This window comes from Phormidium tenue FACHB-1052 (assembly GCF_014696675.1).
GTDB lineage: Bacteria > Cyanobacteriota > Cyanobacteriia > Phormidesmidales > Phormidesmidaceae > Nodosilinea > Nodosilinea tenuis_A.
The window spans coordinates 1-19,619 of the sequence record NZ_JACJQN010000023.1 but is presented as its reverse complement, the minus strand read 5'-3'; the positions used below and the strand labels follow the sequence as shown (position 1 = coordinate 19,619).

Annotated in this window: 17 protein-coding genes and 1 pseudogene; 4 read left to right on the top strand and 14 right to left on the bottom strand. The window is 54.6% G+C overall.

Annotated features, from left to right (window positions below; translation table 11 throughout):
* The first annotated feature begins 33 nt into the window (after positions 1–33).
* Entirely contained in the window at positions 34–456 is a 423-nt protein-coding gene (locus tag H6G07_RS23520; RefSeq protein ID WP_139297183.1) for a hypothetical protein, read from the top strand.
* Between the two features lie 99 nt (positions 457–555).
* Here the strand turns inward: H6G07_RS23520 and H6G07_RS23515 are convergent, their stop codons facing one another.
* On the bottom strand, positions 556–936 hold the full coding sequence (locus H6G07_RS23515; protein WP_073610785.1) for a single-stranded DNA-binding protein: 381 nt from the start codon (positions 934–936) through the stop codon (positions 556–558).
* Positions 937–1,449: 513 nt separating this feature from the next.
* On the opposite strand from H6G07_RS23515, the gene H6G07_RS23510 reads away from it, so the two are divergent.
* Complete coding sequence (locus tag H6G07_RS23510) at positions 1,450–1,620, top strand: ribbon-helix-helix domain-containing protein (protein ID WP_073610786.1); 171 nt, start codon at positions 1,450–1,452, stop codon at positions 1,618–1,620.
* A 429-nt stretch (positions 1,621–2,049) separates the two neighbouring features.
* A complete protein-coding gene (locus tag H6G07_RS23505; RefSeq protein ID WP_073610787.1) occupies positions 2,050–3,753 on the top strand; it encodes a hypothetical protein in 1,704 nt (567 codons plus the stop codon).
* Positions 3,754–4,025: 272 nt separating this feature from the next.
* On the opposite strand, the gene H6G07_RS23500 is transcribed toward H6G07_RS23505, so the two are convergent.
* The 6 genes from H6G07_RS23500 to H6G07_RS23475 all read right to left on the bottom strand — a co-directional run bounded on the left by H6G07_RS23500 (position 4,026) and on the right by H6G07_RS23475 (position 10,217).
* Positions 4,026–5,078, bottom strand: a complete 1,053-nt coding sequence (locus tag H6G07_RS23500) for a YeiH family protein (RefSeq protein ID WP_084173603.1) — start codon at positions 5,076–5,078, stop codon at positions 4,026–4,028.
* Positions 5,079–5,105: 27 nt separating this feature from the next.
* The gene (locus tag H6G07_RS23495; RefSeq protein ID WP_171973096.1) at positions 5,106–5,828 is read right to left on the bottom strand and encodes a sulfite exporter TauE/SafE family protein; all 723 of its coding nucleotides are present in this window, start codon (positions 5,826–5,828) and stop codon (positions 5,106–5,108) included.
* A gap of 129 nt (positions 5,829–5,957) precedes the next feature.
* Positions 5,958–7,052 carry an Mrp/NBP35 family ATP-binding protein gene (locus tag H6G07_RS23490; RefSeq protein WP_073610789.1) on the bottom strand — a complete coding sequence of 365 codons (1,095 nt, stop codon included), beginning with the start codon at positions 7,050–7,052 and terminating at the stop codon, positions 5,958–5,960.
* Complete coding sequence (locus tag H6G07_RS23485; protein ID WP_073610790.1) at positions 7,045–8,022, bottom strand: HEAT repeat domain-containing protein; 978 nt, start codon at positions 8,020–8,022, stop codon at positions 7,045–7,047. The genes H6G07_RS23490 and H6G07_RS23485 overlap by 8 nt, the downstream gene beginning before the upstream one ends.
* A gap of 105 nt (positions 8,023–8,127) precedes the next feature.
* Positions 8,128–8,355, bottom strand: a complete 228-nt coding sequence (locus H6G07_RS23480; RefSeq protein WP_073610791.1) for a 4Fe-4S dicluster domain-containing protein — start codon at positions 8,353–8,355, stop codon at positions 8,128–8,130.
* Between the two features lie 158 nt (positions 8,356–8,513).
* A complete protein-coding gene (locus H6G07_RS23475; RefSeq protein WP_073610792.1) occupies positions 8,514–10,217 on the bottom strand; it encodes a fumarate reductase/succinate dehydrogenase flavoprotein subunit in 1,704 nt (567 codons plus the stop codon).
* A gap of 361 nt (positions 10,218–10,578) precedes the next feature.
* On the opposite strand from H6G07_RS23475, the gene H6G07_RS23470 reads away from it, so the two are divergent.
* Complete coding sequence (locus H6G07_RS23470; RefSeq protein WP_073610793.1) at positions 10,579–12,624, top strand: LysR family transcriptional regulator; 2,046 nt, start codon at positions 10,579–10,581, stop codon at positions 12,622–12,624.
* Positions 12,625–12,673: 49 nt separating this feature from the next.
* Here the strand turns inward: H6G07_RS23470 and H6G07_RS23465 are convergent, their stop codons facing one another.
* The 7 genes and pseudogenes from H6G07_RS23465 to H6G07_RS26165 all read right to left on the bottom strand — a co-directional run.
* Positions 12,674–13,486 (bottom strand): ABC transporter ATP-binding protein, encoded by an 813-nt coding sequence (locus H6G07_RS23465; protein WP_199312388.1) that lies wholly within the window; start codon positions 13,484–13,486, stop codon positions 12,674–12,676.
* A gap of 61 nt (positions 13,487–13,547) precedes the next feature.
* The gene (locus H6G07_RS23460) at positions 13,548–14,402 is read right to left on the bottom strand and encodes an ABC transporter permease (protein WP_073610795.1); all 855 of its coding nucleotides are present in this window, start codon (positions 14,400–14,402) and stop codon (positions 13,548–13,550) included.
* Positions 14,403–14,590: 188 nt separating this feature from the next.
* Positions 14,591–16,048, bottom strand: a complete 1,458-nt coding sequence (locus H6G07_RS23455) for an ABC transporter substrate-binding protein (protein ID WP_084173605.1) — start codon at positions 16,046–16,048, stop codon at positions 14,591–14,593.
* 930 nt (positions 16,049–16,978) lie between these two features.
* Positions 16,979–17,527, bottom strand: coding sequence for a tyrosine-type recombinase/integrase (locus H6G07_RS23450; RefSeq protein ID WP_073610797.1), 549 nt, complete (start codon positions 17,525–17,527; stop codon positions 16,979–16,981).
* Between the two features lie 299 nt (positions 17,528–17,826).
* A complete protein-coding gene (locus H6G07_RS23445) occupies positions 17,827–18,288 on the bottom strand; it encodes a carboxysome distribution maintenance protein McdB (RefSeq protein ID WP_479684961.1) in 462 nt (153 codons plus the stop codon).
* Between the two features lie 14 nt (positions 18,289–18,302).
* Entirely contained in the window at positions 18,303–19,073 is a 771-nt protein-coding gene (locus tag H6G07_RS23440; protein WP_073610799.1) for a ParA family protein, read from the bottom strand.
* Positions 19,074–19,438: 365 nt separating this feature from the next.
* Positions 19,439–19,619, bottom strand: a pseudogene (locus tag H6G07_RS26165) (hypothetical protein); the annotation flags it as partial.

Below are 19,619 nucleotides of genomic sequence, written 5' to 3'. Positions count from 1 at the left end.
AAAATGCCAACTCACCAAACTGCAAAAAAGCGAATGATCATTAAAACTGGCACCTCAAATAGCTATAGCCCGTCTATGGTAAGCACTGAAGATCGCCTATTCAGTGCTTCTGATCTGGTTTACTTTTCACCCCTACGGTGGGAAATGCTGAGCCAGCGATCGCAACAAACCTTAGGCAGTCGTACCCAAAAACAACGGGTATTTTTTATCGAAGCACCTGTTGTTGAATTTATTGATTCATGGTGGATTGATGTTAATCAGAACGAGTGGGGGGTATGGGTGGCTGTGCCCCACGTTCTCGATTGGGTCAGTGACAAATTGCGTGAAGCCATGTGTCAGAGCTTGATGAACGAGCTATTTAAACAATTTGCGATCGCTACTCCAACGCTCCGGTACTCTACCCCATCCGCTCCGCCCTTAACCCACTCTTCAAACTTCTCGGCATTGCATAATTAAAAAATGAATTAGGGTCAATCTGCCAGGCCAGGCCCAGAGTACGAGCCACCCATATCCGTTGAGGCGATTGCGGTGCCTATCTGAGCCGTTGTGGACGCGCTATTTGCTGCGATCGAGAGCCTTTACCACGTAGTCAGGCAGCGGCTCTGCTGTGGGTGCAGGGCCGTCAGCGAAGGTAATCAGCCTCACGTAGGAAGCCTCGCCATCTTCGCCTTTGCCCATACTGCGGCTGAACCAAATCGCCGCACCAAACTTGGGGTTACTGCCGCTGCGGCGGGTGTAATGATGGCCCATCCACCAGATGACGGTGGGGCCGTGGTCGTCGTGGGCGACCTCGATCGCACCGATGGCAGCCACCCAGCCGTTTTTGTAGGCCGATAGTGGGCGTTTCCAGTTGGGTGGGTTACTCGCGGCGATCGCCATCGTAGCGACTTCAATCTGCTTCAGGGCGCGGGCTAGGTCTGCGGTGTTGTCAGTCATGGTTGCGGATAGGTGAGGTGTGCGGCGTTGAAACCGTCGAGCACAAATTCAGTGCTTAGCATCTTCCCTGGGGCGGTGTAGATCGGCTCCTATCTCCACACTGACACCGATACCAGCGATTGTGTGCACGACACCAGAGCTACCATTGGTGGCTGGCTATACTGCCAAAATTACATTCATAATTGCTTCCTTCGCAGGTTCGGCCTACATCCTCTGCCAGCGTTGCGGTAAACAGCAGATTGAACTCCCCTTAACTTGTCACCTTTGGCTTGGCAGACTACTAGGTAAACCGTCTGAAACGTCTGCAAAATTCAGCGTAGGGTGAGGATAGGCGCATCATGGCACGACAACCAGTGAGCCAACTAGGCCCAGTTCTGTACCTATGCCATTTCGCGGCTTGGCGCATCCTGACAGATCTTGTTAGGATTGTAATAAATTTATTTATTACTAGTTAGAGTTGTTTAATTTTTGAACAGGTGAGTATGATGTTTTTCAGACTCCAACTCTGTTGCAATGGCAAAAATCACCGTTACGGCGTTCATCGAAGAAGAATTGAAAGATGACCTCAAGGCTCTGGCCCATAAAGATCGGCGCTCTATGTCGCAGATGATCGCTGTGCTCATTGAGCGGGCTATTGAGGCTGCTAAGGAGAATGGGGAAATTCCATCGGAGGCAAAGTCATGACCCAGAGCGCCGATCGCCTAATCGAAGCAGGGCTAAACCGACGCTGGTCTAGAGCCTTGGCAACTACCGCTAAGCGAGCGGTAACCAAAGTCTTTTGTTGCCCGTAAGGAGGCCGATATAACCCCAAAACACCGATGAAGTCAAATTTTTAGCGTTTGCCTTGCTCGGTTTAGATAGCTGTACTATGATCCGGCCATGATTGACACGCCGCTGGGTTGACCCCCTAGCGATCGCGTCCATCAGTATTAAGCGTCCTGACCAGACCCTTAATAGGCAAAAAGAACCGGCAGCAAATGCCACCGGCTCTTTAAAAAGCGAAAACCCGAGAGGACCAGTCCCAAGCCGCGCACAAATTTCTTATGCGGTTATGGTAACACCGGATCTCTCTCGGGGCAATACCCATTGCTCTTTTTTGAGAGAGAAGCCCCCATGACCGCATCGACAGGATGGGGCGAGGCGTCGCGTAAGGCTCCCCGTTCCGAACCCCTCCCCGCTGACCCCACCGGCCAGCGGCTGTGTGAAATCTTTGGCCACTACCGCTGGAACTTCATCCGCGCTGACCTGCCGGATGACGCCGCCACCAAAGCCGCCTGGACGACCGTCAGCACCTACCCGCTGCGACCCCGTGTTCTCTGGAACCACTGGCAAGACGCCAACCAGCTGATCGGCGTTCGCTTTACCCACGACACCCGCTACGCCCTGCTCGACCTCGACGCTGGCGGCGACTACTGCACCGCCAACGGGGTCGCTCAAATCCGTGCTGCTCTAGAGACTATTGGCATTACCCGCACCCTGCTGCTGCGCTCTAGCTGGAGCGGTGGCCTGCACCTCTACATTCCTTTTGCTGAGCTGGTCAACACCTTCAACCTGGCCGTTACCCTCAAAGAATGCCTCAAAGCCCAAGGAGTCCGCCTGAAAGCGGGGCAGCTCGAAATTTTCCCCAACGTCAAAGCCTACGGCGTTCAAACCTTTATCGAATACATGGGCCATCGCCTGCCCCTCCAACCCGGCAGCGGCTCCTGTCTGCTCGACGATGACCTCAACCCCACCGGTGCTAGCCTGGCCCGATTCTTTTGGCTCTGGGATGGTGCAGCTGGCCACCAAGACATGGACACCCTGCGCCATGCGATGAAGATTGGCCGCGACAACCACCGCAAGTGGCCCAAGCGCCGCAGCCACCCCGTCGAGAGCTGGCGACACGACCTCGATCTTGAGATTACCGAAGGCTGGACCGCCTACGGTCAGACCAACCACCTGCTTAAAACCATCGCCTGCTACGGTCGTGTCTTTGAGGGACTCCAGGGCCAAGCCCTAATTGACTACACCCTGCGCATCGCCCTCCATTGCCCTGGCTACGAACAGCACTGTCGCCACCAGCACGAGATCGAGCGCAAAGTCACCGCTTGGGCCAGAGCCGTCGAAGGCTACTACTGGCCTCTAGGCACCACCCCCACCCGTGACACTAGCCACCCTAAAAACAACCTGGTGCCTTTTAATCAGCGGCAGACCGAAGACGCCCAGCACCGCATCTGCACTGCCTACACCAACCTAGAGAAGGCGGGAGAGCTGCCAGAGCAGATCACGGCCCGAGCTAGAGCGATCGCCCAGGCAGCCAGAGTCAGCCAGCAGACCCTCTACAAGCACCTCCGCCTCTGGCACCCCGAGCACCAAGAGGGTGTAATTGCCCAGCTAGCAAGCCTTCTAGCCCCTGAAAATATGAGATCTGAAGCGATGCTAGAATCGCTAGACCCTTTAGAAATCAAGGAATTACACCCCTCAGAGAGAGACATGAAGGGTGGGGCGCTTTGCGCCGGTGGGGTGGGGTCGGATATAAACTCTTTTACTCCGGACAGGGGGGTGCGGGGGGATGAGCTTGCTTTTCCACAGGAGGCTGAGCCTGCTGCCTATGACTCAGCCCTGCACGAGCAGATTCAAAACCAGATCAGAAGCCTAGGTTGGTCTATGAACGTGATTCGCCAATTCATAGCCGACCGATTTGAGGGCAAGCGCTGGTCGGAACTGACGGAAGATGAGTGGTTCTTGCTGCTCTATCATCTGCGTGTGCTTGATTCTCTTGAGGCTGGAAAGCCTGCTGACATGACTACTCAGAAACTCTCCCCCACTAATCAATAGTTTTTTATTCAAGAGTGTTGCTATGCCTGAATTTCGTGCTGGTCAAAACAGGGTCAGGATTTGGGGCACTCGTTCGGATTTCCGTCGCGCCCCAGTAATCTGCACTCGTGCGTCGATCTGTGCGCTGCTTCAAGCCAGCGTTATACTCAGACCAGCCACGGACTCGGAACTGCATCGGCGTCAGGCTTTGGGTGGTACTTAAACCTTAAAGCCATCACCCCGTCCGTAACACCCCATTTATGCAACAACGCCCCTCAGAGGGGAAGTTTTACCTAAAGACTGCCGAGAAGAACCATCAATAGGCTGATCGCCGCTAAAAATAGCCACGAAAGCCCGGCTAGATAAAGTGGCTTGAGGCCAAGCTGGGTCAGGTTAGATATGTTGGTCTCTAGCCCCATGGCCACCAGCGATATGCAGAGCAAAATTTGGTTGCCGCTAAGTACGACAGCTTTGATAGGGGCCGCCACCAAGCCCAAGCTGTTGACCCCCACCAAGAGGCAAAAGAACAGCACAAACCAGGGGATGGGGAGTGGGCGGGCTGATTGCTTGGTCTGGCGAGGACGAGGGGTTTGCCAGCCAAGGCTGAGAATAATCGGCACGATCAGCAGCACGCGCGAGAGCTTGGTGACGGTGGCCACCTCTCCGCTGAGGTCACCATTTTGAAAGGCGGTGGCAATCACCTGGGCTACCTCATGCACCGATGCCCCACACCAGATGCCAAAGGACTGGGGGCTAAGCTGCAACAGGGTCCCCACGAGTGGATAGGTGAGCATAGCTAGGGTGCCAAAGCCGGTAATGGTTGCGATCGCGTAGGTCACATCTTCCTCAGACCCCTCGATCACTGGGTTGGTGGCCACCACCGCCGAGGCTCCACAGATCGACGTGCCCGCCGCAATCAGCTTGGCCAGACGAGGGTTAACACCGAGCCACTGCCCCAGCCAGCAGGTCACGTAAAAGGTACTGAGAGTGCCGATAGTAACTAGGCCCAAGCCCCAGGAACCGACCGCCAGCACTTCTGTCAGGCTCAGCCGCAGGCCTAGCAAAATCACCGCCAGGCGCAGCACCCGCTTCATCGCAAACTTGACGCCGGGGCGATAGGAGGCGGGCACCACGCCCCACTGTCGCCAGCTCATCCCCAGCAAAACAGCAATCAGCAACGGATTGAGGGTGTGTAGGTCGCTCAAGCGATCTAACCCCAGGGCCACCCCCGCAATCAGCGTCGTCAGCAACAGCCCTGGAAAAATTGAGAGGCTCTGGGTTTTCCAGTCACTCGTCACCCGACCCAGGGTAGAAACCCCTAGGTCAGCCTTAGAAGATAGCTTCATGATTTAAAGACCGTTGATAGGGTTAGATCAAGCCACTAAGGCCAGCACCGCCACCGTCAGCAATAGCCCCATAACAAAGCGGCGAAAGAGTGTCTCATCAACCCGCTTGAAGCATAGCTGCCCAAGCATCTGCCCCAGAAAAAACGCCGGTAAAAAGCGGATAAATAGGCTCCCTACCGCTACCGACATCAAACCGCTGGCCCAGTAAGATCCCAGGGCAATCAGCTGGATGAGAGCAAAAAACACGATAAAGTTAGCCCGGTTGGCTGCCGCCAAGTTGCTGCTAGACATCTGGTAAAGCACAATAGGAGGCCCACCGATGCCTGCTAAGCCGGTCAAGAAGCCACTTAGGGCACCAACCCCCGAGGTCAAGGCTAGGTGGGGGTCGGTGTAGCGGCTTTTGCCACTCAGCAGCAGCAGCACAAACCCCAAAATTAGCCCGCCAATGATGCGCCGCAGCAGGGTGGGATTGAGCAGGGCCAGAAAGTGCGCTCCCACCGGCACCATTACGATGGCGCTGAGTGCTAAAGGCAAGACCTGCCGCCACTTGGTCTTTTGCACAGCTCCGGGCACTATCCCAGCCCCAGCCGTCATGTCGATCAGGAGAATGGTCGCTACCGCTAGCTGCGGGTTGAATAACAAACTCAAAGCAGGAGCGAGAATTAACCCTGAGCCAAAGCCAGAGAAGCCTCGGGTAAAGCCTGCGATCGCCACCACCCCCAGACTAATCAGCCAGATCTCGATGCCCATGGGCGTGTCTCCTGCCAGTGCAAACATTAGAAAAGGATCCCCGATTGACCAGGTTAAGTCAGGAGTGAGGTATCGGTGGGGATCCGGAAAAGGTGAGATTCAGGGGGTGGCGCTCATCTCCCTTCAACTTCACACCGCTATCAACTCCTCCACCGCCGCTATGCCAAAGGTCGCATTCAAGCCCAAGGCGATTTGCCCAAAGATCTGGCTCAGGGGGGCATCGGGCAGCTTCATCGGCAGGGGTACACCCGCATCGCCCTGTTCGCAAATGCGGGGGTCGATGGGCACCTGACCCCACAGCGGCACCGAGAGTTCAGTGGCGATCTGAGCACCGCCGCCGCTGCCAAAGATCGGCGTGGGTTCGCCGCAGTGACCGCAGAGCAGGTAGCTCATGTTTTCGACTAGGCCCAACACCGGCACTCCCACCTGGCGAAACATGTGTACACTGCGGCGCACGTCGGAAACCGCTACCTGCTGCGGGGTCGTCACCATCACCACGCCGCAGATCGGGCTTTCTTGCACGATGGTGATCTGAGCATCGCCCGTGCCGGGGGGCAGGTCAATCAGCAGATAGTCCAATTCGCCCCAGGCTACCTCGTGGAGAAACTGGGTGAGAATTTTGTGCATTACCGGGCCGCGCCAGGCTAAGGGATGGTCGCCTTTGGCCAGCAGCCCAACGGACATCAGCTTGATGCCGTGAGCCTCCAGGGGCACAAACCGCTGGCCCTCGGAGGTGTCGATCACACGGACTTCCGAATGTCCTAGGCCCAGCATTTGGGGCACGTTGGGGCCGTAGATGTCGGCATCGAGCAGCCCCACCTTGGCCCCGGTTTTGGCCAAGGCCGCCGCCAGGTTGACGGCAGTGGTCGATTTGCCCACGCCGCCCTTGCCGCTCGACACCGCCAGGGTTGTGCGCACACCGGGGATGGTGCAGAGCTGGGCGTAGGCTTTTTTGCACCAGGGCAGTTGCCCCAGAGTTTCCTGCACCTGAGATTGCAGGTCCAGCTGATGACGGCCAACGTAGAGCCGCAGGTAGACGTAGTCATCGACCACTTGCAGATTGCGCACCATGCCCAGGCTGACTAGATCGTTGCCCAGGGTGGGCTCGCGCAGGGTTTTGAGCTGGGCAATCACCTCGGCCTTGCGGGCGATCGCCTCAGCACTGGGAGCCACTTCAGCGGGGGCTTCAGCAGCGCGATGAAACGGAGAGGAATGGCTAGACATTAGAGGTTTCTGGCTGAGACTTCTGGATCGCATCGATCGCCCGCTGGGAGAAAATCCGCACGTCCATATCGGGATCGTTGAGGGTCTGTTGCAGGGCGGGCAGGGCGTTGGTGTCGGCCAGTTTGCCCAGGGCAGTAGCCGCATCGCGCCGTACGTCGGAGTATTCGTCGGCTAGGGACTTGATCAGCACCGGCAGAGCTTGAATATCCGGAGTTTTTTGCAGAGCGCGGGCGGTGAACTTGCGCACCTGCCATTCGGAGTCATCCATCGCTTTGACCAGAGCCTCAACGGCAACAGGATCCGCCAAAATATCCAGCGACTGGGCCGCATTGCGCCGCACCTGCCAGTCCTCATCGCTGGTTAGCAGCTCGCACAGCAGAGGCACCACCGCCGCATCGCTGAGGTGGCCCAGGGTGAGCGCCGTCGCCCGCCGCACCGCCTCGTTAGGATCTTTTGCCAGGGCCAAGGCCGGTTCGCAGCGCACCACCTGGTTCAGGTAGCGCAGAGTGATCACCGCCGCCTCCCGCAGCTCGGGGTTCTCCGACTCAAAGAAGGGCATGACGTACGGCAGCGCCTGGGCATCGTGGATTTTGCGCAGCAGCACCAGCACGTTGAGCTGGGCGTGAACATTGCCCACCTGCAACACATCGAGTAGCCTCATCAGGTCGTTGGTGGAAACCAGCTCTTTGAGAGCCGACAGCGCTTCGCTGCGTACATTCTCGTGGGGCGAGCTGAGGCACTCGATCAGCGGGTTGATGGCGATTGGGTTGGCAAATTCCCACAGGGTGGTGATGGCGATCTCCTGCACCGTGGGGTTTTCGTCGCTGAGTGCGCCAATCAAGGGCTCGATCGCATCTTCGTCGCCCAGGTGTTGCAGGGTCTTGACGGCGACCAGGCGGTTATCGAGATCGGGCGATCGCAGCAGCTCAACCCATTGGGCAACTTCGGGGTCCATATCGGTGGTGTACATGGGCAAGGGTTCCAAAATGACGGCAGGGGGGAGGGAAGTGAGAAGGTTAGACGGGTAGGGTGCATTCGCGCAGCAATACACCTACCTCACCGATATCTCTCGTCCTCATCGCAGCAAGAACGGAATCTGCACCGTAATTGCCCCAGTCGGGCATTCCTTCTCACAGGGCAGGCAGAACCAGCACTCGTCGTACTTCATGTAGGCTTTGCCGGTTTCAGGATTCTTCACCAGCACGTCCAGAGGACAAACCTCAATGCAGGCGTTGCATTTTTCGAGACATTTCGATTCATCGACAATTACGGGTACGTCAACGCGTTGGGAGGTTAAGGCCATGGTTTTTCTTTGAAATAGATAGGTTAATAGGCGAGGAGGAATAGGTGGGGGTTCAAAATGATCAATGCAAAATCAGAAAGAAGCACCAACTGTGAATTTTGAATTTTGAACTTTAATCCATAGGACAAAACTCAAAACGTCCCCAATCCATCACTTTTTTACCGAACGGCGACATCGTAAACTTCTTCGACTAGATCGACATCAACGATGTAGGGCTCGACGGCGCGCTTAAACAGCTCCATGTGGCCGGTTTCGCCTTTCTTCAGGTTGACGTGGCAGAACCATTCTTCGTTGTTCTTTTCGGGATAGTCGAGGCGGTAGTGGTAGAGGCCCCAGCGGGTCTCTTTGCGGAATAGGGAGGCGCGAGCGGCCATCTCGGCGCAGTCGCGAATGAAGTGTACCTCCATGCAGCGCATCAGTTCGTGGGGGTCGCGGGCACCCATTAGGCCGAGGGTGTCTTCGTAGGCGACAAATTTTTGCAGGCCGATGTCCATGTTGTGGGGCGACTTAGGCGGTTGCAGATAGTCGTTGACCAGGCGGCGCAGCTTGTACTCGATTTGGGTGTGGGGCACACCGTCGGGCTGTTGCAGGGGCGCGTAAATGCGGGCCTGTTCGGCGGCGAGAAAGTCGGGGTCGGGTTCCACATGCTCCAGGTCGCGCACGTAGTCCATGGCGTTTTCGCCCGCGATGCGACCGTAGACGAAGGCCCCAATCATGTAGTTGTGGGGCACGCTGGCCATGTCGCCCGCTGCGTAGAGGCCGGGAACGGTGGTTTCGGCCCGCTCGTTCACCCAGACGCCCGAGGCGCTGTGGCCGCTGCACAGACCAATTTCAGAAATGTTCATCTCGACGCCGTGGGTGCGGTAGCTCTCGCCCCGGCCCTCGTGGAAGCGGCCCCGGCTGGGCCGTTCGTTGTCCCACAGAATGGTCTCGATTTCGTTGATGGTGTCGTCGTCGAGATGGTACATCTTCAGGTGTACCGGGCCTTTGCCGGAGTGCAGCTCTTTGTAGACCTCCAGCATCATCTGGCCGCTCCAGTAGTCGCAGTTGATGAAGCGGTGACCCTCGGCGTTGGCGGTGTAAGCACCAAAGGGGCTGGCCACGTAGGCGCAGGCGGGGCCGTTGTAGTCTTTGATCAGCGGGTTGATCTGGAAGCATTCGATGTTGGTCAGTTCGGCTCCGGCGTGGTAGGCCATGGAGTAACCGTCACCCGCGTTGGTCGGGTTTTCGTAGGTGCCGTAGAGGTAGCCGGAGGCGGGTAGACCCAGGCGACCGCAGGCTCCGGTGCAGAGCACGACGGCTTTGGCCTGAATCACCACCATATTGCCGTTGCGCACGTCGAGGCCCACCGCCCCGGTGACGCGACCGTTTTGCACCATGACGCGGGTGGCCATCACCCGGTTGGTGACGTTGACCTTGTGGCGCTTCACCTGGCGGGCGAGAATTTTCTTCAGGTCTTTGCCCTCGGGCATAGGCAGCACGTATTTGCCCACCCGGTGTACCTGCTTGAGGTCGTAGTTGCCCTCGTGGTCTTTTTGAAATTTGACGCCCCAGCTCTCTAGCTCTTGAATCACCTCAAAGCCCAGCCGCCCGGTTTCGTAGACGGCTTTTTGGTTCACAATGCCGTCGTTGGCGATGGTGATTTCGCGCACGTACTGCTCGGGGGTCGAGTTGCCGGGGATGACGGCGGTGTTGACCCCGTCCATGCCCATAGCGATCGCCCCACTGCGACGAATGTTGGCCTTCTCTAAAATCAGCACATCGGCTTCGGGATTGGCCTGCTTCGCCTTAATGCCTGCCATAGTGCCAGCGGTGCCACCGCCGACGACTAGAAAATCAGTTTTAAGATACTGAATGTTCACGTAACCACGTCCTTGGTTTAAACGGCAGTGAAATTGAAATACTGAGGCTAGCTAATGCTTAAAAGTCAACGACTAGTCCTGAGCTTCTGGGCCTTTGATATGTAGCTTAAGGGAGCTTCCCAAGGTCAATCAATACGGTTTGTAGCAATAGCTACGGTTTATCCATCACAGCCTTCTATACACTCATTAAAAAAATAAATGAGATTAAAAAAGTTACTGTTCTAGATATTTTTAAGAACTCCCTAAGGTGAAAAATAAGCATCTATAATATTTTCTATGGATTGGAAAGGAGTATGATTGACTGAGAGGCGATCGCAGACTTAAACCTAACTTTCAAGGCAAATCAAGCAAGTAAAGCGATATGGAAATTTACCAGCTCAAAGTATTTTTAGAAGTCGCTCGCTGCTTGAGCTTTACGGAGGCTGCTGATACGCTAAATCTGACTCAGCCAGCGGTAAGTGCCAAAATCAAGTGTCTGGAATCTAACCTTGAAACTCCTCTATTCAGGCGCTTAGGGCGGCGCATAGAGCTCACTCGGGTAGGCGAGTATCTGCTAGAAGAGGGTCCTAGCCTGGTAGATTTAGAAACCCGTTTAGTAGCTGAAATCGAAGAGATTAAACAAGGAAAATTCAGCACCTTAAAAATTGGTTGTATGCCTGATGTGTTAAGTAGTTGGTTGCCGTCGATGCTGTACGAGTATCGTCGGGCTTATCCTGATGTTCAGACCAAGTGTTTGCAGTTTGACGCGGTTGAGCCGCTGTATCGCGCCGTTAAGACTGGCGAAGTCGATATTGCTGTTTCAGATCTAAGTTTTTCAAATTTTGACGAAATTTTGGGGTTGGCAATTGGTTCCGTTCACTACTCGCTGATAGTGTCTAGTAGCCATCAGCTTGCTCAGCACCCTTGGCTGAGCTTAAAAGAGCTGGCTGACCAGGCCTGGGTCTTTCCCCCCGAGGGCGTACCTAGCCGCATCATGCTGCAAAAGCGCGTGCAAGAACTGGGGCTAAATCTAACCGATTTTGCCCAGGTCGAAGTTGTCGATGCGGCAAGTTTGATGCGTACCTATTTGCTTCAGGGTCACTATCTGGGGTTTGTCTCTGATTTAGAATTTCAAATGGAATGCCAGGCCGGGCTGCTGCGCCGCATTCCCCTAGAAGAATTTGCCCTCGGCACACCACTGTTTTTACTGATGGCCAAGCGCCTAGGGCGCGCATTGGGGGTGATGGGTCAGCCCGCTGGTCGGGGTGGACTGGGTATAGAGCCGATTCGTCAGTTTGTGGCCATGGTGCAGGGCCGGCCTGGTGTTACTCAGGCCATGCTCTCCCAAGGCTCGTCTTCCTCCAACCCATTGACGACACTATTAACTGAAACTCCAGAGAAAGTGCCCCGGTTCCAGGCCCATAACTTTTTGGTGCGCTCTGGTGCTACCAGCGGCACGGAAACCATCAACCTCACTATCGGCACCCAAAACCGCACCATTCAAACCGTTACGGCTGGGCTAATTATCAAGCGGCTGGGCTTGCTGGAGCATTTCTTACCCCGCGAGGGTCGCTACAGTGGGGTGCAATATCGGCTGCGCTGGTCTGACTACGATTCTGGGGCACCGATTGTGGCCGGACTAGAGGCTCAGCAGATCGACATTGGCGTGCTAGGCGACTACCCACTGCTGCTCAGCGCGGCTCCCGCTGACAGCACGGCCCCGGCGACGGGTACCCGCTTAATCAGCTTTGTGGCCAGCAATCTAGATGGCACCGGCAACGACATCATTGTGCCGCAGCACTCGACCCTCGACTGTATTGATGATTTAGCAGGGCGGGTGATTGCGGTGCCCTTTGGCTCGGCGGCCCACGGCATGGTGATGCGATCGCTCCACCACCGGCAAATTCTCAATGATGTCACCCTCACCTCCATTGACAGCACGGGCCCCCAGCGATCGGGCCGTAGTACCTCCCCAGTGGATGGCTACGCTTACTTCGCCCCCTTTCACGAAATTGCCAAGCACAGGGGCCAGTTTCGCCGCCTGCTGCACGAAAACCTTGACGGGTTGCCCACCTTCCACGGGGTAGTGATTCGCGCCGCCCTGGCTGAGCAGTATCCCGAAATTGCCGTGGCCTATCTGCGGGCGCTGCTGGCCGCCCAGTACTGGTATGCCAACCAGCCCATGGCCATCACCTTGGTCAGCCGCTGGGTAAAGATGGATGCCGCCATTGTGGCCAAAACTTTGCGCTCCAGCTCCAGCGATCGCGCCGATGTGGTTTACCTGCCCGAGACCCAGCTACGCACCGATTGGCTCCAGGCCCACATCCACCAGTTAGGCCAGATTGCCGGACAAGAGCACCTGGGCCAAATCAACCTCGACCGCTGGATGCAGCCCGAGTTTTTAGAACGGGCGATCGCGTCGCTTTAGCACCAAATCCTGTTTGCTCCCCGTTGGACAGGGCAAACGGCGTTTGCCCCTACAGGCACCCTTCCATGCTCTTCATGGTTTCTTCGCGGATGCACTCAAACACCTGGCGGTGCAGATTGACAAACTCTGCCGAGAGGGTGTCGTCAAAGTGGCGGGGGCGACGCAGGCCAATCGGCAGCTCGGCCTTGATATGCCCCGGCTGCACTCCCATGATGCAGATGCGATCGCCCAAAAAAATGGCTTCCTCAATGTCGTGAGTGACAAAAATTACCGTAGTTTTCAGGTCCTCCCAGATATCCAGCAGTAGCTCTTGCATCATGTGCCGGGTTTGAGCATCCAGCGCCGCAAAGGGTTCATCCATCAGCAGCACCGAGGGCGAGTTGACCAGCGCCCGCACAATACTAGCCCGCTGCTGCATGCCCCCTGACATCTGGTGGGGGTAGCTGTTGCGGTGCTTGTAGAGCCCTACCCGGTTGAGGTAGTCATGAACCAGTTCGGTGCGATCGCCCTTGGCCATGCCGCGAATTTTGAGCCCCAGCTCAATGTTTTGAAACGCCGTCTTCCAGGGCAGCAACGAATATTGCTGGAACACAAAGCCGCGATCGGCCCCTGGTCGCTTAACTGGAGCCTGATCTACCATCACATAGCCCGCCGTCGGTTTAATAAACCCAGCAATCACATTCAGCAACGTCGATTTACCACATCCCGAAGGCCCCAATAAACAGACAAACTCTCCCGGTTTAATGCCTAGCTGAATTTGATTCAGCACATGAACATCCTGGCCCCGACTGCGAAAAGTGACCGATAGCCCCTCCACCTGCACCGCGCCTTTGACCGTCTGCCGTTGCTCTAGCTGCGTCATCATCACGTCTGGTCGTTCCTTCTTAATACTGAGAATTCAAAACTCAAAACTCCCCCAAAACCTAGGCGCTGCCTTGCTTCTTCACTACCCGCCAAGGCATCAGCGCCCCCATGCCTCGGCTCACGGCCCAAGAGCTAAACGCCCCCATCAGCCCCATCAGCAGCATCCCCATCACAATCGGCGGATAGTTAGAGGTGACGTAAGATTCCCAGGTGATGTAACCAATGCCGTAGCGGCCCGCCAAAATTTCCGCCGTCACTAGACAAAACCAAGCATTGCCCATGCCGATGGTCAGCCCGCTGGCAATGCTGGGCAGCGACCCCGGCACCACAATATCTTTGAAGGTATGCCAGGGTTTAGCCCCCAAACACTGCCCTACCCGCATCAGCACCGTATCGCTGAGGGTGCTCTCAACCCCGTTAATCGTGCTAATTAAAATTGGGAAGAATGCCCCCACAAAAGTGAGAAATACCATGCCGCTCTCGGCATTGGGAAACATCAAAATCGCCAGCGGAATCCACGCTACTGCTGGGATCGGGCGCAGCAGCTCTAGGGGCGGCAGCAGCAGATCTTCAACCGCCGCAAACCAGCCAATCAACACTCCAAGCAGCACACCCGAGCAGGCTGCCAGGCTAAAGCCGATCAGCACCCGCATGATGCTAGAGCGAAAATGCACCCAAGGGCCAGAGGCAAAAAATGTCAGCGTTGCCTTCAACACCTCCACTGGAGATGGCACAAACTGAAAATTGATGAAAAAGTCGAGATTGATCGCGCACAGCAGCTGCCAGACCCCAAAAAACAGAACCAGAGACAGCAGCCGCCGAGCCGAACGGTTGGCTAAAAATATGACACTAAAAACATCACCAAGCTGATTTAACCAACGCGGATTACCTACCCGTGAAACCGAAACCGCCATGGGTTGCCTCTCAATCACATCAATACGTATTAGCTGGAAGCCACAATAGGACAAGCAGATTGCGCCATTCTGCTCCCTATGACCCACGCAAAGCCCCCCTAGGTGCAGCGGCATTGCCGTGAGAGTAACTGGGTGTCAAAGCATAGATAGGGCCGCTGCCCTACCGTGGCGCAGGTGAATCAAAGCCGCTACTGCTGAGCACCGACTAGCACGGGCTGGCGATCGGCATAGAGGTCTTGTAGCCCCCTAAAGGCTGTCATTTGGCCGCCAGTAGATGAGGCATAGGTCTGGGCATCAGCTTCCACTAAGAAGGCCGCCACCTCGTCTCCGTTGCTGACAAAGTAGGCGTTCTCTGCAAACAGCTTCCAACCGTTGTTGTAGTCGTGAACGAACATCACATCCGCCGCTTGGCCCTCGGTTTGGAGAGCAGACAGCGCCTTGACCATATTGGCGATCGAGGCAAAGTTGGTCACGGTCTCCTCCCCCTGTACCCAAAACTGAGCCGCCAGTTTCGGATCTTCAATCGCTTCACCGGTGAGGGCATCTTTGCCGGTAATTTGATAGGCCTCAGCGGTAGCAATCACCTCGTCATAATTCAGCCCCAGCTCTTCCATGGCGGTGAGCAGATAGCTCTCATCAATCCAATTAACGACTTCCTCTGGGTTGACAGGTTTTTCGATTTTACCAAGACTGGTGAGGGTAGTAATACTGTTCTTAAGAGTGCTCACCTGCACCTCTCCAATAGTCGGATCAAGAGTCTGTAAACCAGAAGGGCCTAGGAACATGTAGACCACTTCTTTTTCAACGCCTGACCACTCTTCGATCTGGGCAGAAATACCCTCTGGATCATCTTGAAACATCTGGTTGGCTTCCAGTACAGCCTTCAAATAGGCTACGACAATTTCTGGATATTCCTCAGCGAAGTCAGAGCGCACCGTGATGCCGTGGAGTGTGGGCACGCCAGTTTGAGCACCGTCAAAAATCTTTCTTGCAAAGCCGCGAAAGGGAAACAGCTCGCCAAAGGGAACAAAGTCGGCGTGGGCATCGATTTGCCCCGTGCGTAAACTAGAACCGCCCACCTCGGGGGCCTGGCTAATCAGTTCTACATCAGTTTCTGGATCAAGCCCAGCATCGGCCAGCGCTTTGAGCAACATGCCGTGGGCCGCCGAGCCAAAGGGAACGGATACGGTGCCGCCCTTTAAGTCAGCTAAGGTTTTAGCATCGCTATCTTTAGGTACTACGACGGCATTGCCTGCCCCGTTAGGGCTGTAGGCTAGGGTGCCAATAAAAATGGTGTCGGCATCGGCAGCTTCTTGCTGAAACTTGATTAGATTGATCGTCGCCGGAAAGTCACCCATCAGGCCAATATCAATTTGATCGGCCAACATTTTGTTGGTAATTGGTGGACCAGAGGTATAGCTAGACCACTGAATATCGTACTTAACGCCTTCATACTTACCATCGGTGGGCAAGTGTTTTTCTAAAAGCTCTAGCTCGCGCACTGTGGCCCCACCTACGGCAGTATTGATCACCTGATCTTGGGTGCCAATAGCGATTCGAATGACCTTGCCAGAATTGCTGCCTGAACTAGATGATTCACCGCTGGAGCTAACTTCACCTGACGAACAGGCTCCCATAAAAATCATCGTGGTTGCTAATAAACCTGAAGCAATTTTAGTCCGAGACCAACCCAGCAAGTAGCGCATAGCTTTACCTACATCAACTCATCTGAAGACATTTATTCCACCAAGCTTAGTTGGGGATTGTAAACCGAGATACATCTCGATTTATCTAGGTCTTTTACTCATAAAATTATTTTCTAGGTCTATACAAATCACTTATGAAAAATTAGAGTTTCTTTGAGTTTCTAGCTCTTTTTTTAGTGAAGTCAAAAAGCCTAGATGACCATTTATCGTCAAGAAATAGGCTGACATTGGCTTTAGCTCAGCGATGGTCGCCCAGTAAAGGAGTACTTTTTGCAGCATGGGCAAATAACAATGGGCACTGACGGTGGCACAGAGATGCTCCAAGAGCCGCCACAGTAGCGACAGCGCTCATCCGTAACATGTCACAGACAAACGCGGCGATCGCGCACGGCGCAGCAGGTCAACCTGATTTTTATGGGTGTCTTCATACAGCTCTGCCTTGGCAACGGTTAATTGAGCTAGCAGCTCTCCGTAATAACGAAGCTTAATCAAGTAGGCACAGGGGTCGTCCTTACAGTAGCGCTCGCCAACCTGCCTAGCCGCACTAGCTGAGGGTCGAACCGCTTTCGGAATAGATAATTGGCCAAAAGGACGAACTGCTCATTTACATAGGCATAGGGCACTTGTTAGCTATGCCCAAGACACCCTTCGCCTTAATCAATTGCCATAAGGTTCATCGCTTACTCATATAAAGAATTGGTCTGGCCAATAAGGTTTTCGGAGCAGCTAAACGGTGTAGCGCCAAGTGTGTGTATTTGCTCAGTTAACAAGCGTATAGCACCCCTGCGAGCTGCGCTTATAGCTGAGGGAACTCACATCACAGTCCATTGCCAGAATTGTCACCACACAGCCGATACGTGGCATGCTGGCTTAATAGGTTAGGGCCGCGATCGCCTTCTTCTTTTGCTCAGGGCTCACCTCCAGATACCGCTGCAAGCTGGCCAAGCTGCGATGCCCGCTGATCTCCTGAATCACCCGCAGGGGCACACCCGCATTACTCAAATTGGTTAGAGCCGTGCGCCGGAATGAGTGAGTGCTAATCCCCAACCCGTCCAGCCCCGCATAGGCCAGCACCTGGTCGAGCAGCCAATCCGCCGACGACCGAGCCAATCGCCCCCGACCATGCCGACCCGGAAACAGATACTCAGCTCCGCCGTTGTCATAGGCCGCTAGCAGCGCCGCCAGCCTGGGGTGGATATCGATCTGCCGGGTGGCCAGCTTGCCCTTGGTCGCCTTGGCCGGCAGTACCAGCACATCGCCCTTGATGTCGCCAGGCCGAAGTGAGATCCCCTCACTCACCCGCAGCCCGCCGTAGAGCAGGATGCCGAACAGCGCCCGATCGCGGGGAGAGCCCATCGCTGCAAACAGCCGGGCAATTTCATCGTGGGTTAAGACCTTGGCCTGGCCGTTCGTGCTCATTGGATCCGTTGTGTGCCTCCTTTATTTTACTAGACAGTATGATAATTCTGTAGAGTAGAAATCCCAAGTTTATAAAGCCTTTAGGGGTGTTGGCTCGTGGAACGGGTTGGCGTCTCAGGTGAGACAGCCGGAAACCCTTGATTTTTCGTTGCACAGTCTCAGAACTGGAATAGTGAGACGGAATCTGAGTTATGGTGCTGAGTTACCTCCACCATTTGTTATTCAATCCACTATTTATACAAAAAGCTATATACATAAGGTATTCATTGTGTAATTAGATAATTGTATAATAATGTTACCTATCCTTTGAGCTTTTGCATTTGGCTGTAGATCCGGCGTAGCTTGCCCGCTTCTTTGCGCTCAGCCAGCCTTTCTAAAGCCTGGGAGACAACGCGAGCTTGCAGTTCAGAATCCTCTTGCAGGATGAGGTAGCAAGCCTCTAGCAACGTATCTATAGTCAAATCCTGGTCTTGGACAAAGCGCTCAATCTCCTTATCCAGGTTTTCTTCTAGACGGATGTTGCGCCGAGGTGCGACCTGAATCAACTGCCCTAGCTGGTCTTCCATAGAAAGTATTTCAAACCCAGGCTTTTCAGCAGTCACTTTGGGGGGCTCCTGAAGATGCGCTGGATCATCTGCTGCCGGTGGTGAAGGCTCCATCGCCACTGCTTCAAAAGCCCGGGAGTCTTGGGCAGATGAAATTAGAGATGTGTCTCGCGCTACCTTAGGCCGCTGACTCCGAGACTTAATACGAGCCAACATATCTTGTCCATCACTCACTTCAGCACCTCCCGAATACGACCAATCAATGATTCAAAGGGATAGGCCAGATCTGGATGGCCTAGATCTTCTAGGAGAACACCTTGGCTGATGGCCTGCTTATATTTTTCTGACTCTCGAATCGAAGGCAGCATCACGTTCTCTCCAACCTCTCCTGCCATTTCGCTAATGACCATGTCACTCTCTTTGGTGCGAGAGCGGCCTACCCAGCGATCTCGAAAGGGAATTACGCCTAAGACTTTTGCGTCAGAAGCGCCATCCTCTGTTAATTCGCGAACAGCTTCCGCTGTACGAATCAGCGAACCATATCCCTTGACCGTAGCCTCACAGGGAATCACGATCTGATCCGCAGCCCCGATGATGCTTTTACAAATCTGACTCCGCTGAGGTGGGGAGTCGATCACTACAACGTCAAAAGATCCCTTGGCGGCTTCTAACCGTTTACCCAAAGCCAGAGCCCCTACCCCAGAGCTGGCCAAGTACTCCTGAACTTGATCTAGCCCATCGTCGGACGGAATTAGGAAGAGATTTTTGGTTGCTGTCGGGTAGGTTGCATCTTCTAGGCTTACCTGTTTGCGATAAAGCTCTAGCAGGGTTGGCTGATCGGCTGCAACCTCATGCTGTAAAAACGTAGTCAGGTTGCTCTGGGGGTCTGCATCTACCACAAGCACGGTATAGCCCGCACGGGCCAGGTACTTGCTCAGCAGGACAGCCACCGTGGTCTTGCCCTGCCCCCCGGATAGAGAAAGGGACGCTAGTGTCAGCATGAATTGATCACCTAATTACACAATTATACAATTAGCTAAAGACGTAGGAAATTAATTAAGCCAGAGTATAGCGAGATCTGAATAAGGCTCAAGCCCTTGTAGATTAAAGACTAGCAGGAGAAGTTCGTTCAGATCGAAGTCAAAATAGTTTAAATTTATGTCTTTAGTCAATTGTATAATTACACAATAAGCATTTCAAGGGTGGGTGGTGTTGGCACCACTTAGTGTGAAAATGAGCCCCATCTCTTGAAACCCTTGTCGAACCGTTGTTACAAGATTCAGAGTTTCTGCGCTGGTCATGTCACTTTATTACCGCTGATCTACCAAATGACTACTGCTTTATGCCTCAACCCAATGGTGACAACTTAAGCATAGGTTTCAGATGTCAAGGTAGTTGGTGCGGGGTCGAACGTAAGCCTAGGAGGCTTTTTACGCCGGGCTTTGGCCGTACCGAGGTCAGCATTGGCTGGGTCAGTGAAGTAGGCAATGAGGTCATGGGCTTGACCCTGTGAGTGAGCGACGGAGAAGTGATAGAGGCCACGAAAG

What these genes read in the sequence shown, in the direction of transcription:
- H6G07_RS23520 (WP_139297183.1), top strand. Translation starts at nt 34, where the DNA reads ATGATCATTAAAACTGGCACCTCAAATAGCTATAGCCCGTCTATGGTA.
- H6G07_RS23515 (WP_073610785.1), bottom strand. Translation starts at nt 936, where the DNA reads ATGACTGACAACACCGCAGACCTAGCCCGCGCCCTGAAGCAGATTGAA.
- H6G07_RS23510 (WP_073610786.1), top strand. Translation starts at nt 1,450, where the DNA reads ATGGCAAAAATCACCGTTACGGCGTTCATCGAAGAAGAATTGAAAGAT.
- H6G07_RS23505 (WP_073610787.1), top strand. Translation starts at nt 2,050, where the DNA reads ATGACCGCATCGACAGGATGGGGCGAGGCGTCGCGTAAGGCTCCCCGT.
- H6G07_RS23500 (WP_084173603.1), bottom strand. Translation starts at nt 5,078, where the DNA reads ATGAAGCTATCTTCTAAGGCTGACCTAGGGGTTTCTACCCTGGGTCGG.
- H6G07_RS23495 (WP_171973096.1), bottom strand. Translation starts at nt 5,828, where the DNA reads ATGGGCATCGAGATCTGGCTGATTAGTCTGGGGGTGGTGGCGATCGCA.
- H6G07_RS23490 (WP_073610789.1), bottom strand. Translation starts at nt 7,052, where the DNA reads ATGTCTAGCCATTCCTCTCCGTTTCATCGCGCTGCTGAAGCCCCCGCT.
- H6G07_RS23485 (WP_073610790.1), bottom strand. Translation starts at nt 8,022, where the DNA reads ATGTACACCACCGATATGGACCCCGAAGTTGCCCAATGGGTTGAGCTG.
- H6G07_RS23480 (WP_073610791.1), bottom strand. Translation starts at nt 8,355, where the DNA reads ATGGCCTTAACCTCCCAACGCGTTGACGTACCCGTAATTGTCGATGAA.
- H6G07_RS23470 (WP_073610793.1), top strand. Translation starts at nt 10,579, where the DNA reads ATGGAAATTTACCAGCTCAAAGTATTTTTAGAAGTCGCTCGCTGCTTG.
- H6G07_RS23465 (WP_199312388.1), bottom strand. Translation starts at nt 13,486, where the DNA reads ATGACGCAGCTAGAGCAACGGCAGACGGTCAAAGGCGCGGTGCAGGTG.
- H6G07_RS23460 (WP_073610795.1), bottom strand. Translation starts at nt 14,402, where the DNA reads ATGGCGGTTTCGGTTTCACGGGTAGGTAATCCGCGTTGGTTAAATCAG.
- H6G07_RS23455 (WP_084173605.1), bottom strand. Translation starts at nt 16,048, where the DNA reads ATGATTTTTATGGGAGCCTGTTCGTCAGGTGAAGTTAGCTCCAGCGGT.
- H6G07_RS23450 (WP_073610797.1), bottom strand. Translation starts at nt 17,527, where the DNA reads ATGAGCACGAACGGCCAGGCCAAGGTCTTAACCCACGATGAAATTGCC.
- H6G07_RS23445 (WP_479684961.1), bottom strand. Translation starts at nt 18,288, where the DNA reads ATGTTGGCTCGTATTAAGTCTCGGAGTCAGCGGCCTAAGGTAGCGCGA.
- H6G07_RS23440 (WP_073610799.1), bottom strand. Translation starts at nt 19,073, where the DNA reads ATGCTGACACTAGCGTCCCTTTCTCTATCCGGGGGGCAGGGCAAGACC.